11 protein-coding genes, 2 pseudogenes and 1 riboswitch are annotated in these 17,548 nt (G+C 66.9%); of the genes and pseudogenes, 6 read left to right on the forward strand and 7 right to left on the reverse strand.

The window, feature by feature from the left end; all coding sequences use genetic code 11:
• Positions 1-624: 624 nt before the first annotated feature.
• From MKK75_RS35985 to MKK75_RS00750, 4 genes are all read right to left on the reverse strand, one after another.
• Positions 625-867 (reverse strand): hypothetical protein, encoded by a 243-nt coding sequence (locus MKK75_RS35985; protein WP_313901823.1) that lies wholly within the window; start codon positions 865-867, stop codon positions 625-627.
• A 425-nt stretch (positions 868-1,292) separates the two neighbouring features.
• Positions 1,293-2,105 (reverse strand): IS5 family transposase, encoded by an 813-nt coding sequence (locus MKK75_RS00740; protein WP_244040726.1) that lies wholly within the window; start codon positions 2,103-2,105, stop codon positions 1,293-1,295.
• Positions 2,106-2,193: 88 nt separating this feature from the next.
• Complete coding sequence (locus tag MKK75_RS00745) at positions 2,194-5,367, reverse strand: efflux RND transporter permease subunit (protein WP_244040727.1); 3,174 nt, start codon at positions 5,365-5,367, stop codon at positions 2,194-2,196.
• Between the two features lie 66 nt (positions 5,368-5,433).
• Complete coding sequence (locus tag MKK75_RS00750) at positions 5,434-6,723, reverse strand: efflux RND transporter periplasmic adaptor subunit (RefSeq protein ID WP_244040728.1); 1,290 nt, start codon at positions 6,721-6,723, stop codon at positions 5,434-5,436.
• Positions 6,724-6,931: 208 nt separating this feature from the next.
• On the opposite strand from MKK75_RS00750, the gene MKK75_RS35990 reads away from it, so the two are divergent.
• Both MKK75_RS35990 and MKK75_RS35575 read left to right on the forward strand, forming a co-directional pair.
• Positions 6,932-7,990, forward strand: coding sequence for a sensor histidine kinase (locus MKK75_RS35990; RefSeq protein ID WP_244040729.1), 1,059 nt, complete (start codon positions 6,932-6,934; stop codon positions 7,988-7,990).
• The gene (locus tag MKK75_RS35575; protein WP_279593464.1) at positions 7,987-8,571 is read left to right on the forward strand and encodes a response regulator transcription factor; all 585 of its coding nucleotides are present in this window, start codon (positions 7,987-7,989) and stop codon (positions 8,569-8,571) included. The genes MKK75_RS35990 and MKK75_RS35575 overlap by 4 nt, the downstream gene beginning before the upstream one ends.
• A gap of 12 nt (positions 8,572-8,583) precedes the next feature.
• Here the strand turns inward: MKK75_RS35575 and MKK75_RS00770 are convergent.
• A pseudogene (locus tag MKK75_RS00770) lies at positions 8,584-9,973 on the reverse strand (pyridoxal phosphate-dependent decarboxylase family protein).
• A 257-nt stretch (positions 9,974-10,230) separates the two neighbouring features.
• On the opposite strand from MKK75_RS00770, the gene MKK75_RS00775 reads away from it, so the two are divergent.
• From MKK75_RS00775 to MKK75_RS00785, 3 genes and pseudogenes are all read left to right on the forward strand, one after another.
• Positions 10,231-11,469: a sugar-transfer associated ATP-grasp domain-containing protein gene (locus MKK75_RS00775; protein ID WP_244040730.1), complete on the forward strand. Its 1,239-nt coding sequence runs from the start codon at positions 10,231-10,233 to the stop codon at positions 11,467-11,469.
• Positions 11,470-11,755: 286 nt separating this feature from the next.
• A pseudogene (locus tag MKK75_RS00780) lies at positions 11,756-11,900 on the forward strand (IS5/IS1182 family transposase); the annotation flags it as partial.
• A gap of 104 nt (positions 11,901-12,004) precedes the next feature.
• Positions 12,005-12,241 (forward strand): PsiF family protein, encoded by a 237-nt coding sequence (locus MKK75_RS00785; protein WP_244040731.1) that lies wholly within the window; start codon positions 12,005-12,007, stop codon positions 12,239-12,241.
• A 645-nt stretch (positions 12,242-12,886) separates the two neighbouring features.
• Here MKK75_RS00785 and MKK75_RS00790 read toward each other — a convergent pair.
• Entirely contained in the window at positions 12,887-15,025 is a 2,139-nt protein-coding gene (locus tag MKK75_RS00790; protein WP_244040732.1) for a carbohydrate porin, read from the reverse strand.
• Positions 15,026-15,132: 107 nt separating this feature from the next.
• Positions 15,133-15,327, reverse strand: a riboswitch (cobalamin riboswitch).
• Positions 15,328-15,897: 570 nt separating this feature from the next.
• Here MKK75_RS00790 and MKK75_RS00795 point away from each other — a divergent pair.
• Positions 15,898-16,989 (forward strand): glycosyltransferase, encoded by a 1,092-nt coding sequence (locus tag MKK75_RS00795; RefSeq protein ID WP_244040733.1) that lies wholly within the window; start codon positions 15,898-15,900, stop codon positions 16,987-16,989.
• Between the two features lie 40 nt (positions 16,990-17,029).
• On the opposite strand, the gene MKK75_RS00800 is transcribed toward MKK75_RS00795, so the two are convergent.
• The coding region (locus tag MKK75_RS00800; protein ID WP_244040734.1) for a phytanoyl-CoA dioxygenase family protein at positions 17,030-17,548 on the reverse strand (519 nt) is incomplete at its 5' end.

Here is a 17,548-nt window from a genome sequence, read left to right on the forward strand (position 1 = left end):
CATGCGACTGCAACGGTTTAGATCGGCTAAATCGCAGAGTACCAGGGGGAATGAACGGACGGCAGATGACTGACGCGGGTCGCGAGGGACAGCCATTCCTCAAGGTATTGGTCATCACCGGCGACGAGGCAAACGCAGCGGTCGGTTACGGGCATCTCGCTCCCGGCATGCAGGTATTGACCAAACTGTTCGCCAAGGAAGCGCTCGCCTCGCGGATCAAAAGCTCATTATCTTGCGGTGAGCACGCCCGCTTCAATACTTGCCATCAATGCGCACTGACCCACCCCAAACCGAGCCTGCCAGAGGGCCGACGAATAACCGATCATGGGAAACGCCCATGCCGATCCAGGCAGCCAGGTTGGGTCGATGAAGGGCCGTCCGCTTCTCGGGTGGCCCTGCTCGGAACCAGCCATTCCGCTTACGGCCAGACTACGTCACGCCGCATCGCCATCGCGCGCAAAACCGGCCGTTCGGCTTTGCGCCCATCTCGGTCATTCAAGTCGCGCAAGCCGCTCCTCCATAGCGGACGTTTGACGTGGCAGCTGGGACATCAAGCCGTTCTAAACTTTGGCCCTGCGGACCGGCCTCTGAGAAATTACTGCCAGCGGGCCGCAGGCGCCCGTATCACAGGATCTTCAGCGGATCCTTCTCGGGCGGCGGTGGCGCCACGTCGGTCCGGTTCCACCAGCCGCCGCCGAGCGCCACGAACAGGGCCGCCGTGTCGGCGTATTGCGTCGCTCGGGCGCCCGCCGATGTGATCAGGGCCGAGAGGTAGCCCTGCTGGGCGATCAGCACCTGCGAGGAGGTGACGGCGCCCGCGGTGTACTGCTTGCGGATCAGGCCGAGGCTCTGGTTCGTCGCGCTCACCGTGGCATCCGCGGCCGCCACCGCCTTCGCGTCGGCCTGGAGCGCCCGCAGGCTGAACCGCCCTGCCGGGTGCGTACGGCATCGGCGGCCGAGGGGTTCTTCAGCGGCTCCCTGGTGTAGCGGCTGACCGGCGGGTCCTCGGGTGGGACGTAGTTCGGCCCGACCGCGCAAGCTGCGATGCTCCAGGACAGTGCAAGCCCGACCCCGCAGCGAGAGACGCGGCTGACTGACGTCTTCGGAGCAGCCGCTGGTCCGTGCGGTGTGCAGACGAACACGGCATCCCGCGCCGGATACCACGCGGGGTGATGATCGGTTTCCGAACGCATAACTACACTTTTGCAGGCGTGGCCCGTCGTGCGACGGCAGCGACAGAGCCGACCGTTACCGATGGCGATTGCGAAATTTCTAAGAGTCCGTCCGAGAAGTCAGGCTGATCGGGCGAGGCGTCTGACGAGGATCATGACGGCTGCGGCGTAGAGGAAGGCTCGTGCGGAGGCGAGGGTCGCTTCCGGATCCTTCCAGAGGCGTCGGTTGCGGCTGATCCAGGCGAAGAACCTCTCAACGACCCACCGACGTGGATGAACAGCGAAGCCAACCTGATCCGGCGGCTTGCGCACGATCTCCACGGCGATGATCGTCGCGCTCGCTGGCTTGTCGCCGGCATAGCCGGCGTCGGCGAAGGCCTTGGTGATGAACGGGAAGGTCCGGCGCGACAGGCGCAGGACCGGACCGGCTCCGTCCCGGTCCTGCACGTCGGCAGGTTGCGGATCGAGGACGAGCGCACGCCCGTCCGTGTCGACCAGAGCTTGGCGCTTGCGGCCTTTGACCTTCTTGCCAGCGTCGTAGCCGCGCGGCCCGCCACTCTCCATCGTTTTGACGGTCTGGCTGTCGAGCACGGCTGCAGACGGCGAGGCTTCCCGCCCGACACGCTCGCGATCGGCCATGACGAGGTGATGGTTGATCCGGCCGAACAGCCCTGTGTCGCGCCAGCGGCTGAAGTAGCCGAACGTGGTCGAACGCGGCGGCAGATCCTTGGGGATCATCCGCCAGGAGATCCCACCTCTCAGAACGTAGAAGATGGCGTTCAGGACTTCCCGTGTCGTCCAGAGCGGAGGCCGGCCACAGGGCGCTGGCCTCGGCATCAGCGGCGCGATCACCGCCCACTCGGCATCGGTGAGGTCAGTTTCATAGCGAAGGCCCGCGCGGCTATGCTGCCGCCGGGTGGTCGGGGTCCACATGGCGCTTCCAGGTTAGGCTTCAGCACCCTCCTGGAATCATCGCCATCCCGGCCACTCAACCCCGCCTCAGGCCCTTATCGGACGGGCTCTAAGGGGCCGACACGGCCTGCAGTTTGGGCCGAAGCTGCCGGCCTTTGGCAGGTTGCCGTCTTGAGAATAGCGAGATCAAGATCGGCATTACGACCAGGATCAGGGCCGGCGCCAGGATGATGCCGCCCACCACCACCAGCGCCAGCGGTTTCTGTACCTGCGAGCCGATGCCTGTCGAGATCGCGGCCGGCAGCAGGCCGACACAGGCCGCCACGCAGGTCATCATCACCGGTCGCATCCGAACCGTCGCCGCGTGAAACACCGCCTTCTGGCGCTGCCATCCGTCAGCCACGAGCTGGTTGTAGTAGGCCAGCAGGATCACGCCCTCCATGGTCGAGATGCCGAACAGGGCGATGAAGCCGATCGCCGCTGAGACCGAGAACGGAGTCCCTGTCAGCACGAGGGCGAAGATGCCGCCGACCATCGCCATCGGGATCACCGACAGCGTCAGCAGCATGTCAGTGGCCGACGAGAAGTTGATGTAGAGGAGAAGTGCGATCAGCGCGAGCGTGATCGGGACGACGACCTTGAGCCGAGCGATTGCATCCTGCAGGTTCCCGAACTCGCCAACCCATTCGAGGTGTGAGCCTGGCGGCAGTTGGACCTGCTGAGCGACCCGGCTCTGCGCCTCGATGACAGCGCCTCCGAGATCGCGTCCCCGCACCGAGAACTTCACCGGGATGTAGCGTTCCTGGCCCTCGCGGTAGATGAACGAGGCGCCCGAGACCAGCTCGACCGTGGCGATCTCGGAGAGCGGCACGGGGACCACGCCGCCGTTCGGGTTTTGGGCGCCCACCGTGATGTTGCGAATGGTGGCGAGGTCTCGGCGATAGGCCGACGCCAAGCGCACACGCATCGCGAAGTGCCGATCCGAGCCGTACTCGTACAGGTCACCCGCGGTCTGGCCGCCGATCGCCGCTTGCACCGTCGTGTTCACGTCCCCGGGCGCGAGCCCGTAGCGGGCAGCCTTCTCGCGATCCACGGTGATGCGGACCGTCGGCTGACCCAACGAGGTGAAGATTGCCAGATCGGTGATGCCGTTCACCTCGGCCAGGGTCACCTTGATCTGCTCGGCCGCCTGCGAGATCGCCCCGAGATCGTTGCCGTAGACCTTGACGGAATTTTCGCCCTTCACGCCGGAGGCGGCCTCCTCGACGTTGTCCTGGATGTACTGGGAGAAGTTGAATTCGACGCCCGGAAATTGTTCCTCCAGCTTCTTCGACATGTCGGCGACGAGCCGTTCCTTCGTCAGCCCCGACGGCCAGGTCTCCTCGTCGGTCAAGGGCGCGAAGATCTCGACGTTGAAGAAGCCGGTGGCATCCGTGCCGTCGTCGGGCCGGCCGTGCTGGGTCAGCGTCGTCTCGACCTCGGGGTAGGCCTTGAGCACGGCGCGCATCCGGTTGACGTAGGTGTTGGCGGCCTCCAGCGAGATTGAGGGCGGCATCGTCCCGCGGATCCAGAGATTGCCCTCCTCGAGCTTGGGCAGGAACTCCAGGCCGAGGGAGCGGACCAGTGTCCCGGCGACGAGCAGGACGCAGAGCATGGCACCGAGTGTCAGGATCTTGTGGCCGAGCGCGAAGCGCAGGACGCGCGTATGCCCGAAGTGCAGCAGCCGCACGATGAGCGTGTCGCGCTCCTCCATCCGGTCCGGCAGGATCAGGGCGGAGAGTGCGGGCGAGACCGTGAAGGTGGCCAGCAACCCGCCGATCAGCGCGTAGGCGTAGGTCTTGGCCATCGGTCCGAAGATGTGGCCCTCGACGCCGCTCAGCGTGAACAGGGGCAGAAAGCCCACGATGATGATGGTGGCCGAGAAGAAGATCGCCCGGTTCACCTCGGAGGCGGCGGAGCGGATGTCGTCGAGCCTAGCCATCAGGCCGCCCGCGTCTTCGCCCGGTGCGACGGCCTGATCGGGCGGACCTCCGGGACGCTCGGCGAGGTGACGGAAGACGTTCTCGACCATGATCACTGTGGCATCGACGATGAGGCCGAAATCGATGGCGCCGAGCGACAGCAGGTTGGCCGATTCGCCGCGCAAGACGAGGATCGCCACCGCGAAGGCCAGCGCGAACGGGATCGTCGCCGCCACGATGATGGCGCTTCGGAGCGAGCCCAGGAACAGCCACTGCACCACGAAGACCAGCGCCACGCCGAAGACGAGGTTGTGCATCACCGTGTGGGTGGTCTTGGCGATCAGCCCAGACCGGTCGTAGAGCGGCTCGATGCGCACGTCGGGCGGCAGGATGCCGCTCGTGTTGATCTTCTCGATCTCGGCCTCGACGCTCCGGATCGTTGGAAGGCTCGGGCTCCCCCGGCGCAGCAGCACGATGCCGAGCACGATGTCGTCCTGATCGTCGTGGCCGACGATGCCGAGCCGCGGCGCGTTCGAGACCCGTACCTCGGCGACGTCGCGCACCAGCACCGGCGTCCCGTTCACCTGGGTGAGCATCGTGTTGCGGATGTCGTCCGGCTCGCGGATCAGGCCGATGCCGCGCACCACCGCGGCCTGCTCGCCGATGTTCAGCGTCTGACCGCCGACGTTGATCGAGGAGTTGTTCAGGGCGGTGACGAGCTGCACGAGGGTCAGGCCCTGGCCCTGGAGGCGGTTCAGATCGACCGCGATCTCGTATTCCTTGGTCTTCCCGCCAAAGCCGGTCACGTCGATGACCCCCGGGATCGCCTTGAACCGGCGCTGCAGCACCCAGTCCTGCAGGGTCTTGAGGTCGGTGGGCGAGAAGCCTTTCGGTCCGACCAGCTGGTAGCGCATGATCTCGCCGATCGGGCTCGTCGGCGAGATCGAGGGCTGGGCGTTGTTAGGCAGCGGCGACAGTTGCGACAGGCGGTTCAGGACCCGCTGCTCGGCCTCCTCGTAGGTGAACGCGTAGTTGAACTGGACCTTCACGTCCGAGAGGCCGAACAGCGAGATGGTCCGCACGACGGTGGCGTTCGGGATGCCGGCGAGCTGAACCTCCAGCGGGATGGTGATGTAGCGCTCGATCTCCTCGGCCGATTGCCCGGGATTCTGCGTGATGACGTCCACAAGCGGCGGCACGGGATCGGGATAGGCCTCGATGTTCAGTTCGGCATAGCTCGCCGCCCCGACGACCAGCGTCGCGAAAAACAGCAGGAAGACGAGGACGCGCTGGCGCAGGACGAAGGTGATGACGCTCGTCATGGGGTCATTCCGCTGAAGGCTGTGACGCGACCCTGGGCGTCCCGGCCGGATCGTCTCGGCCGGCGGTCACGAGGCCTTCTCGCCGTTGGCGGCGCGATCGATGAACAGGGCCCCGCGCACGACGATCTGGTCGCCGGGCTTCAGGCCCTCGGTGACCTGGAGGCGATCGCCGCTGCGCAGCCCGAGCTTGATCTCGCGGGCCTCGATCGCGCCGTCCGGGAGCAGCACCCAGACATGGGCGCCGTCCCCCTCCTGAACAACCGCGCTGTCCGGCACCGCGGGACCGCTCACCGCGGGGCCCGTGATGATCGCAAACCGCCCGAACATCTCGGCCCTGAGTTCCCCATCGGGGTTCTCGATCTCGCACCGGACCGCGAGCCGGCGCGTCGGCGGATCGAGGCTCGCAGCCATGTAGGTGACGTGCGCCCGGAAGGTGCGCGCGCCGAAGCCGTTAACGGTCGTCACGACCGGCTGGCCGAGCCGGATGCGCGCAATGTCGCCTTCGCGCACGTCGGCGATGAGCCAGACCGTGGCGAGGTTGCCGATCACGAATTGCGGATCCCCGCTCGCCGAGAGGTATTGGCCGAGCCCAAGCTTGCGCTGGACGACCGTCCCGGCGATCGGCGCGCGAATCTCGGTCTCGGCGTTCATGCGCCCGCCCGCTTCGAACGCCGCGATCTCGGCGTCGGACTTCCCCAGGATGCGGAGCCGGTTCCGCACCGCTTCGAGGGCGGCCGCGGCCGTCGTCGCATCGCTCTCGGCCGAGACGACGTCGTTCTGCGCGCTCTCGTAGTCCTTCAAGGCCGCGGCTTTGGCCTGGAACAGCATGCGCTGGCGGTCGGCGATGGTCCTGTTGAGCTTGAGCTGCTCGCGCGCTTTGGCGAGCGCGTTGATCGCGGCCTGATCGTCGCTCTGCGCCTGGACCATGTCGGAGGCCTCGACGGTGAACAGCAGCTGGTTCGCCTTCACGTCCTCCCCGGCCCGGGCGAGGACGCGCCCGACGCGCCCGGCATAGGGCGAGTAGACCGGCACATTCTCGTCGTCGTTGAGGGCGATGCGGCCCTCGGCCGAGCTCTCGGGCACGAAGGCGATGCGGTCGACGGACGCGATCGCCAGGGCGGCGCGCTGGGCCGGGGTCGGCCTGAAGGTCCGGGCGGGGGGAGCCGCCTCGGCCGGTCGGTCGGCCGTCTCGCCGCGGCCCGTCACCAGGGGGGCAGCTTCACGGAACAGGCCGGCGGCCCGGTCGCGCAGGGGCGGGACGGCTGCGAGCGCCACGAACCCGGCCAGCACCACGGACCATGTCCACGGGCGCGCGCCGAGGCGCCGTCCGGCGCCGTCCTGCCGTATCTTCGACATCTCGCTCAGGCCCGGTCAGGAGCGAAGGCCGCTGGTGGCGAACCTTCGATCCGTTGCGCATTAGGCATCCTCGGACGGCCGGCAAACTGGCAGATCTGACAGTTGATCCGATCGCGATGCACGGTCTTCACCAAGAGGTGATCAAGATTTCGGGCCTCCCGGAACGGTTCGACTGGTCGAAGTCGCCGAGTTCGGCGTAGAGGCGTCCGTGCCCTGGACGTCGACCGATCAGCCTGCCGTTGGGCGGCCTCAGCTCGCGGCGCTTCTTCTGGCGCCGACGCTCATCCTCGGCGTGTTCACCGCGGATCTGATCGAACCGACCGACAACGTCTCGATCTGCTTCGCCTACACGTTGCCGATCCTGCTCGGCGTCTATCTCGGTCCGGGCAGCACGTTTCGCCTCGCGGCCGCAGCGACGCTCGCCTCGCTCGTCGGCTCCTTCATCCGGCCCCCCGAGGGGGGCATCGCCGTGAGCTTCGTGGCCAACCGGGTGATCGCGGTCACCGCGCAGTGGCTCGTCGCCTTCCTCGTGGAGCAGCGGCGTCGCAACTTCGCGATCGTCGAGGCCCATCTCGCCGATGAGCGGCGCGCCGCCGAGACTGGCCGGCGCTTCGTGCAGATCCTCACCCACGAGATCGCGACCGCGCTGACGTCGATCGACGGGCAGGGATACCGGCTGACCAAGCTCGCCCCTGCCATCGAGCCCAACGAGATCGTCGCGCGGGCCGGGAAGATCCGGGATGCGGCGGCGCGCCTCCAGGGCTTGGTTGCGCGCATCCGCCTCGCCGCGGAGGTCGGGCGCGGCGAGATCGAGCTGCACCGCGAGGCGCTCGACGCGCGGGCGCTGCTCGGCCCGCTCGCCGCCGATCACGAGGGGGTGCGGCTGATCCTCGACATCCGGCAGCCCGAACCGGCACTCTTCGGCGACCGCGACCTGATCTATCAGGCGGTCGCCAATCTCGTCGGCAACGCCGTCAAGTACTCCCCGGCGCCGGCCGACATCCGGATCACCGTCGCACCCTCGACTGTGATGGCCGGAACGGAGATTGCCGTAGCGGATCAGGGCTCGGGGATTGCACCCGAGGAACTCGCGCGCGTGTTCGAGCCCTATTACCGGGCCGGTAACAGCGTCGGCATCCCCGGTATTGGGGTCGGGCTGCACCTTGTTCGCCACTTCGCCGAGGCCCATGACGGCCGGGTGACGCTGGAAAGCCGCCTCGGCGTGGGCACGACGGTACGCCTCCACCTTCCGGAGCCGCCCCCATGAGCCGGCGCATCCTATGCATCGAGGACGACCTCGCCATCGCCGAACTCGTCGAGGAGGTGCTCGTGGAAGCGGGCTTTCTCGTCGATCGGGCGGCGAGCAGCCCGTCGGGCCTGGCCCGGCTCGGTGACGCCCACGATGCCATCCTGTGCGACATCGACCTGCCCGGTCAGAGCGGGCTCGATCTCCTGCGGACCCTGCGGGCGCGCGGCTCGCAGATCCCGTTCGTGCTCCTGACCGCCCATGCCGGCCGGGAGAACCAGATCGAGGCTCGGCGCCTCGGCTGCGACGACTTCGTGGCCAAGCCGATCGACTTCGAGCTCCTGCTGGCCGTCCTGAACAACGTGCTGCAGAAGAGCGCGCCACCCGCAGCTACCGCGCAGCCGCCTGTCCTGACCGAGCGCGAGCGTGAGGTGCTGGCCTGGGTCGCCCGGGGCAAATCATCGACCGACATCGCCGAAATCCTCGGCATCCGGGAACGCACGGTGAATTTTCACGTCGACCGGGTCATGCGCAAGCTCGACGTGGCGACGCGCACGCAGGCGGCGATCACCTGCGTGCGTCTGGGCCTCATCCCGGGGTGAGGCGAGCGCCGGTCAGGCCGCCGCGCCGAGGGGCGTGCCGCGGGTCCGCGCGCTCAGCCGCCGCCCGTGGGCGATCGTCTCGGCTACGAGGGCTTCGATGTCCCGCGCGTCGGTGCGATGGTTGACGAGGGCGGCACGGATCGCCGGTAGGCCACCGATGCGGGTGAGTGAGGGTGCGACCCGCCCGCCGGCGTGCAGGGCCTCGACGATGGCGGCGTTGACGTCGTGGCCCACCTCCGCCCTGTAGCCGAAGCACACGATGTTGAGATCCGTCGGCGCCAGGAGTTCGAGTTCGGGCTGCGCGGCCACCAGCGCGGCGAGAGATTGGGCCAAGTCGCAGCTGCGCTGCACCACGCGGCCCAGCGCATCCGCGCCGTGGACCTTCAGCGTCATCCAGACCTTGAGCGCCCGGAAGCCGCGAGACAGATCGGGACCGAGATCGCAGGGCCACCAGGATCCCGCCGTGAGGCCAGTCTCGGCGCGGCTTAGATAGGCGGCCTCGCCCGCGAAGGCGGTCCGAAGCCGGTGGCCGTCCCGCACCATGACGCAGCCCGCATCGTAGGGAACCTGCCCCCATTTGTGCCAGTCGAAGGCCACCGAATTCGCCCGTTCGAGGCCGCAGGCCGGGCGCCAGGGCTGCGAGCGCTCCGAACGCCCCATCGACGTGCAGGCTCATCCCCTCGCTGGCGGCGAGGTCGGCCAGCGCGTCCAGGTCGTCGATGGCGCCGGTATCGACCGTGCCCGCCGTCCCGATCACCAGGAAGGGCAAGGCCCCCGCCGCCCGGTCGACCGCGATGCGCGTACTGAGGTCCGGGAGCCTGATGCGGAAGGACGGGTCGGTGGGCACGAGGCGCAGGTGGTCGGCGCCGATTCCGGCCATGTCGAGCGCCCGGGCCACGCATCCGTGCACGGCCGCCGAGGCGTAGGCGGTGAGCTGGCGACCGTGGGCACACAGACCTGTCCTGCGCGTGCCTGCTCCGAGCGTCCGGGTCCGCGTGACGAGGACCGCGATGAAGCTCGCCATCGAGGTGCCGGTCACGAACAATCCGTCCGCCCCCTCGGGCAGGCCGAGGAACTCGTGGCTCCAGCCGATCACCTCGCGCTCGATCTCGATCGCCATGTGATCGCGGCCGCCGACATTGGCGTTGAGGCCGGCCGCCAGCATCTCGGCCAGCATGCCGACCGGGGATCCACCGCCCTGCACCCAGCCCATGAAGCCGGGATGCGTGTTGCCGCTGCCGTAGGGCAGGATGTCGGACTCGAATTCGGCGCAGACATCAGCGGGCGCGCCGCCGGCCCGCGGCAAGGCGGACCGGTGCCGGTCCCGCAGGGTCTGCGAGGGGGGCTGCCACACGCGCTGCTCGCTCAGCCCCTGCAGGTGGCCGCAGAGGAGGCGCAGCATCGCCTCCGCCTGATGGCGGAAGGCGTCTCAATCCTCGGGATCGAGCGTCTCAGTGCGGTCCATATCGCGCCCCCGGGATCCGAAACCGTCGGCACATGACCGCGTGCGCCGACGGGCAGGCCCCGTCTCCAATCGATCGTGACGGGCTTCCGCACGGATCGAACCTGTCAAACTTGACAGTTTCGGGGCGGCATCGCCGCGCGCATGCTGTCCGCACGATCAGGGCAGTGTCACGATCTGCGACAAGCGAGCCGTTTATGGACGCGGTTTTCCCCTACACCTCGAAGGCGGCCTTCGGTTCCATCGCGCCCGGAGGTCTGGTCGCGGACGGCCAGAAATCCCGGCCCGCGCTCGATCTCGATCGCCCCTCTGCGCCCGCCCTGGAGGCCCGCGCCTTCACGGAGATCGTCCGGGCGAGCGGGCTCGGACCGGCGGCCCTCACTCTGTCGTTTGCGCGCCTCGCCTTCGGTCCCGGCAGCCTCAGCTTCTCCGATTTCGTCGGATTGCGGCTGTACGATCCGGAGTTCCGGACAGTCGGTGGTCTTTACAGATTCGTCGGTCGGCGGCGCAACCGCGAACTCTGCCTGACGGCGAACTACCGCCACGACTGGCTTGGGCTGATGTCCGACAAGGTGGCGGCCCTCGGCTACCTCGCGGCCCACGGCCTCCCGACGATCCCGATCCGGGCGATCTACGCGCCGCAGCTTTCGGCGGGCTCCGAGCGGATCCTGGCCGACCGCCGGACGCTCGAAGCCTTCCTGCTCGATCCGGGCCACTATCCGCTGTTCGGCAAACCGGTCGCGGGTTTCCAAAGCCTCGGCACGATCGCCCTCGGCCGCTGCCATCCGGGCGCCCGCATGCTCGAACGGCACGATGGAAGCCTGCTCGCCCTCGATGACCTCGTCGAGGCGATCGATGCGGGCTTCCGCGACGGCTACCTGTTCCAGCCGTTCGCCGCCCCCGATCCGGCCATCGCCGCGCTCAGCGGCCCCCGCCTCGCGACGATCCGCCTCCTGACGCTGGCGAGCCAGGGTGGGCCGAGGCTGTTCCGGGCGGCCTGGAAGCTGCCGGCGGGGAGCAACGCGGCCGATAACTACTGGCGCGGCGGCAACCTGCTCGGCCAGATCGACTTAGCAACGGGCGCCCTCGGGCGTGTAGTCTCGGGGACCGGCCCGGCCCTGCATGCGCACGGGCACCACCCGGATACCGGAGCCTCGTTCGCCGGGGTCCGCCATCCGCACTGGGCGGCGACCTGCGCCCTGGCGCTCGAAGGGGCACGCCTGATGCGGCACGTCCCGCTGATCGGCTGGGACATCGCCTGCACGTCCGACGGACCGGTCATCGTGGAGATGAACGAGACCCCGGACTTCTTCCTCGTGCAACTCGCCGACCGCCGGGGCGTACTGAGCCCGGAATTCGACGCCTTCCTGGCCGAGCAGCGCGCCAGTGCCGTCGCCCACCGGCGAAACGTGCGTCGCACGATCGAAACACTGTAACGCCGGCTCCGATCGCAATGGGCAAGCTGCCGCTCAATCTTACGGACACCTACCGCGCCGGGATCCGTACGTCGCGGGGCGCGACGCCCGAGAGCAGTCGGCTCGCCTGGATGAAACTGGTCGTTCTGGTCGTACTGACCCTCCTCGCGTCCCTCGGGCTATACTACGCCCGTCTGAAGCATTGGCTCGTGCTCTGAGTCGGAGGTGCCATGGCCCACATCGTGCACGGATAGCCCCGCGGAGCTTTGGGGATAGGGCGCGATGCTTCTCCGCCATGACAGGCAGGCCCCGCTATCGGGGAGCGCTGGCGCATCGGGGCGGCTTTCAACCGCCTCAAAGATTTTCGTCGCATCGCCACCCACTACGATAAGCGCGCCCGCAACTACGCCTCAGCCCTCGCTCTGGCCGCCGTCGTCGCGTTCTGGTGCTGATCGAGTCCAGGCCCTAGCGCTTGCGACCGAGCATTCCGCCGAACCTTCGCCGCAGAGCGCGGCGAGGGTGCACGACTGTGCAACGTAGCTCAGGCAGAACAGCGATGAGACGCTCGATCCTGGCCGCGACAGCCCTCGCGGCCCTCATTACCAGCACGCTCGCGCAGAATGCGCCGGCGCCCGCGGACAAGCCAGGGACTGGTTCAGTCCAAGGCGATGATACGATGACGGACGTCGACCCTGAGCTATTGGCGGGCTGCAAGCGAGAGGCTGCACAGAAGAAGCTCAAGGGCGCAGAGCGCGCGACGTTCATGAACACGTGCGTCGAGCCGGAGGATTGATTACCGATGGCCCAAGCTGCTGCGTTTCCCGGCGAGCGTCCATGACAACCGAGTCGACGCTGATGGCCTTACCGGACAACTCCTCGACCGCGTCCGGCCGGGCAGCGTGCCAAAACTGAAGCCCGATCCGCAGAAGCTTGCTGGGTACAGGGCGTTGCGGCCGGGCGGAGGATCCTGACGGGTAAAGGTCCGCTAGTGCATAAGTCAAAATATCGATCGGCAGCTCCGAACGGCGATCAGGTCGCACCGATATTCAAACCCGTTTCTAGATCCTTGGCTGCATTCACGGGGGGCGTATGCTTGTTAATTTTTGGACTTGGTGCAGCGGAGGCTGAACCGGATTGCCCAGCTGTATTGCGAATGCATGGCCTACTGCGCTGGAGCAGCGGGCAGTGCGCGTTCGCGCAGTATAACCCTGCGGTCGTGGAAGACGCCAAACGCTGCTTCAACCAGCTCGGCTCGTCCGTAGCCGCCCCGCTGATGTATGCGGGACGTGAGCAGTTCGAGCGGATGGCGGCATCAGAGGGGAGGGAGGCGTCCTGCCGGGAGATCGCTCGGAAGTTTCCGATGGTCGTGCGGTAGCCTGCTGGTCGAAGTAACCGCCCAAACGCCGCAGGAATGAGAGTGCACGAGACGCACCTTCGTTCAAAAATCTGCGTGCAATCGCGAGGCGAAGAAGTGTGCCGGCCCACGGTCCCGGTTGTAGTTCGGGTTGTTTACGAACTGGTAGTCGAAGGTCAAGGTGACGAACTTCGTCAGGTTGATCGCGTAGTAGGTCTCGACCGCCCGCTCGGTGCCGTAGCGTAGTTGCCCGTCGCCGACCAGCAGACCGTAGTAGCCCGCCGCGAAGGCCGCCCGGTGCGAGGGCGAGAGACCGTTCATCGCCGCGCCCAGCCCCACCGTGTCGCCGGGCCGGTCCCAGGCTGTACCCTTCAGCGACAGGCCGCCGGAGAAGCTCTGGTCGATGTCGGTGAACGACAGGCTGGTGGTGCGCCCGTCATTCAGGCTGGCACGGGCGAACAAGCCTAGATCCGGGGTCAGCGCCTGCTCCAGGTTGACGTAGCCGCCGGTCTTGCGCCGCGGCTTGCTGGTGACGACGGCGGCCGTGTTGATGTCGTCGAAGATGCCGAGCTGAGTCAGCGTCACGATCTCGCGGTTGTTGGCCACGTTGCCGACGTTCGAGAACACCCCCAGCCGCAGCTTGCCCGACTGATCCAGCCACGGCAGGACGTAGCGACCCTCGAACTCGGCGTTCAGCCCCGCCCGCTCGAACACCCGCGGGTCGAGCACGTCGCTGTTCTGCTCCTTGGGAACCTGCGTCGCGGCGGCGCGCACGGCGAACTTCGCCTGATTGTACTCGGCGTAGACACCCTGGGTGAAGCCGGGCAGGTTGGCCGGGAAATCCCAGGCCGAGGAACCCCACAGCGACCAGTTGAAGAAGTCGACCCGCGGGTCGTGCGCGTAGATGTTGCCGTCGAAGAAGTCGCCCAGCGCGAACTTGCCGGCGAGCAGCGTGATCCGGTTCACGTCGCGGCGGGTGGCGACTTGGTTCGGGCCGTCCGGCACATCCTCGGTCTCGCCGCCGAGGTTGATCGTCTGCTTGATGTAGTAGCGGTTCGAGCGCAGCCGCGGATACGGCGCGCCGGCCTTCTGCGCCTCGCCGTTGACGAAGCCGGCCACGCCGTGCGTGCCCGACAGGCCGAAGCCCTGGCTGAACTCGGGGTTGTAGTACAGCTCGGTCGTGTCGGTGACTTTGAGCCCGAGGAAGATCGTGGCGGTGGTGGTCTGGCGGGCTTGGTGCGGGATCAGGCTGTTGTCGCCTACGTAGGGTGACCGGAAGCCGGGCGTCCCCTGTGCGATGAGTGTGGTCTGCCCATGCAGGGAGTAGCGGTCCGAGTTCCCGTCGTCCGGATCATGCGGCGCGATCTCGGCCGGGTCCGGCGGCACGCGCAGCCCGCCGGGGAACCACATCAGCCGCAGGAATAGCTGGTGCGCGTTGAAGTTCGCCTGTGTGCCGACCGGGCCGCCGGCGTCGCCCGGGACGGAACCCAAGGAGAAGCGCCGGCTGTTGCCGAAGTCGAGGTAGCGATAGTCGAGACCGAGTGCGAGGCTTTCGGTGATCGCGTACTGTACGCCCGCGCCGATGTTGAAGCCGATGAAGCTCACCTCATGCTTGGCGACGTTCAGTGCGCCGGTGTCGATGTCAGGGTAGTTGCCGATGAAGCGGGCGTTGGTTCCCGAGAGCCCGAAGGCGCCGTAGACGAGATAGCGCTCGAAGCTGTAGCCGAGGCGCGCGCGGAGCGAGCCGAACACATCGGTCTTGGCGCGGATGATATTGAAGGCGTCGGCGTCCTCGTAGCCGAAACCGGTGATGGTCGAGGGGAGCGGCCGTTTGAGGTTGGAGGCGCTGAGATCGGCCTCGACGCCGTAGACCCATGGGCCGGTCTGCCAGTTGTAGCCGCCGAAGGCCCCGCCGACGATCGTGGTCGCGGTGGTGCCCTGATCGCGCCGTCCGGTGCCGTCGCCACTCATGAAGCTCGGGACGGCGCGCCCGCCTACCGTGGTCCGGCTGAAGGCGTAGTCGCCGTAGGCGCCGCTGGCGCTGCCCTGCAGGCCGATGTAGCCGCCCGACCAGTCGGTGTAGTTCGACCCTTCCGCTATTGGGTGCGGTACCGCGAGGTCAGCTGCTGCCACGGCTGAGGCGTAGCTCAACTGACCAACAGCGAGGACTTTGATCCAGGCCCGGAGGCGGAATGGATCGGATTGAGAGGATGCGCGCGTCATGACAGGCCGAGCTGTGGCACGTCACCGCGAACGAGGCCGATTGCGGCGCGTCCCGAGGGGCACGTCGTCATCGGCACCTGCCGGAACACCCCGTCCGACACGCTTCGCGTGTGACCACGGCTGACGGCAGGTCTCCTGGCTCGCGGGTCAATGCCCTGCACCGTCTTCCCGGATGATCCATCCAGTGACCTCGTGGTGAAGGCTCGCCGCTTACAGTTGCGGGGGCAGCTGCGGCATCAGGCTTACGCCATCACCGCATTCCCTTTTGATCCCCGGAGGGAACCGTCAGGTTTACGAATACGTAACCACGGTAGCGGCGGTCAATATACGCGGCGAACAAGCTCGCTCAAATTCGGGCCACATTGCACGGTAAGAGGAAATACAAGGACGAGTGTGGTCAAATGGACACGGCTTCATTCAGATTATAATCGTTATAATCAACCCATACAGAAGCGTCCTCTTACTCTTGCCTCGACACAAGGCGACACTGGGTTTGCATAGCCGTCAATCACGCTTCAATAGGATGCTCGCCGGCGCTGCTCGGATGTATGATCGCCGGGTTCGACGTTACAGAAACTTGCTACCCGAGTGCGTATTGAACGCGTTCGCCTGCCGAATGTAGCCGACCGCCGTCCGCGCTCGGCCGCCTCGATGATGTAGCCACCTGCCCGATCACGATCCGGTGCTCAGAGAGCATCAGACATGTGACGGAAACTGTCGGGATTAAAGCTCAGCTTCGTGCCGCGATCCGGCTTCTGATCGAGGCTGGTCGCGTTCGATCAGGCCGCGCATCGAAGTGCGTGAAGCAGGCGGTGCGCGTTTCCCCACGTCATCGCCACGTGCGGAAATCGGGGGTGATGCCGTCCTAGACGATGAACCTGCGGAACCTTCAGTACCCGTTTTTATTTGAAATCCCCGTCCTGAAGGACATGGCCGGCCTTGTTGGGCTATTGAGGCGCGATCCGAGCGGCTGGCCAGCGGACAGACCAGTCATCGGCCTATTCCTCAACCTCGATCCTCCGATCCTCTACTGTCAGCCGAGGCCACGGCCGTTCGGAGTAGCGCATCACTTCGCCGCCCGATTCCCGGATAGAGGGTTCGTCTTCTTGGTGCCGATCACAATGAGCCTTGAACGCAAGCTCAACGCGCTCACGCTCGCCGCCCAGCACCGCCGGTTCCGTAAGACGCACACCGGCGCGCGCCTCGTCATCCTAGCCAACACCCGCGATGAAGAGGAGCTGCTGCGACGTCTCGGAGTAGACGTGCAGTATGCCCCGCAGAACATGTTCGTCGACGAGGGCATGTACCACCCAATCCCAGAGCGCGCGCGACGGTTCGATGCAATCTACAACGCTCAGCTCGCGCCCTTTAAACGGCATGAGCTTGCACGCACTCTACCGAGCTGCGCCTACGTGACGAAGATGTTCACCACGTGGTCGCCGCAGCTCAAGCGGCAGCATCTGCGCAAGTTTGTTCGTGGCCTGCCGTACAACCATGTGATCTTGAACGACGTGACCTCGGATGACATCGTACCTATGGATCACGTGCAGGTGAACGAGGCGATGGCATCGGCTCACGTCGGCCTGTGTCTGTCTGGCCTTGAGGGCGCGATGTACGCGAGCGTCGAATATCTGCTGGCGGGGTTGCCGGTGGTATCGACGCGTAGCCGGGGTGGGCGCGACGTCTTCTTCCACCCGGACACGACCTTGATTGTAGACGACAATCCGCGTGCCGTGCAGGATGGCGTAGCAGCGATGAAAGCGCGCGAACTACCCGCAGACTACGTGCGCGCCACGACCTTGCGCCTGATCGCCGAGGAGCGCGCGCCCTTCAATGGCTTCATCGACGGTCTGCGGGGGTGCCAGATCGAGCGCACGGACCCCCGGTGGTCGTTCGAGTACGCGCACAAGCTCGCTCGGTTCGGCCCCGTATCCGAGTTCGAGGCACGGGTTCGCACGCGTTAGGGACTTCTGCTCCTACGTCTCACGATCCCGCGCCGAGCTTTCAGTCGGAGCCCCTGACGCATACGATCCGAGGCGGCGCATCGGCCGTGAGGGCCCCCACCGGGCGCCAGACGTTGCGGCGCAGGCCGAGTTGCTCCAGCCGGTCGAGGAGCCACCACTCGATCCGAGTGCGCCAACGGGCGAGGCCCAAAAGCGACCAGAGATCGAACCCGGCGAGCGGTAGGAACGGGTTGTGCCGGTCGTAGGCCCAGACCTCGATGCGCACCGCCGGCCGCAGGGACGGGCCCCGTGCGTGGAAGCCCACCGTGTCGCCCACCACCAGCGTGTTGCCCGGGACCGCGAAGGCCACCGGATCAGCATAGCCCATCCGCTTCAGCTCCGCGGGGCTCGCCCGGAACGAGCCGCGGCCGCTGAGGCGATCGACGCCGCACGCCGCGTTGATGGCGGTGCGCCGCTCCCAGGCGAGCCGCCGCTTGGTCAGGCGGTGCGAGCCCGGAACGTAGGTGAACGGCCCCTCGTCGGCGGCGACGTCGGTGAGGAACAGCCACGCCTTCATGGT

The organism is Methylobacterium sp. J-030 (assembly GCF_022829545.1).
Lineage (GTDB): Bacteria > Pseudomonadota > Alphaproteobacteria > Rhizobiales > Beijerinckiaceae > Methylobacterium.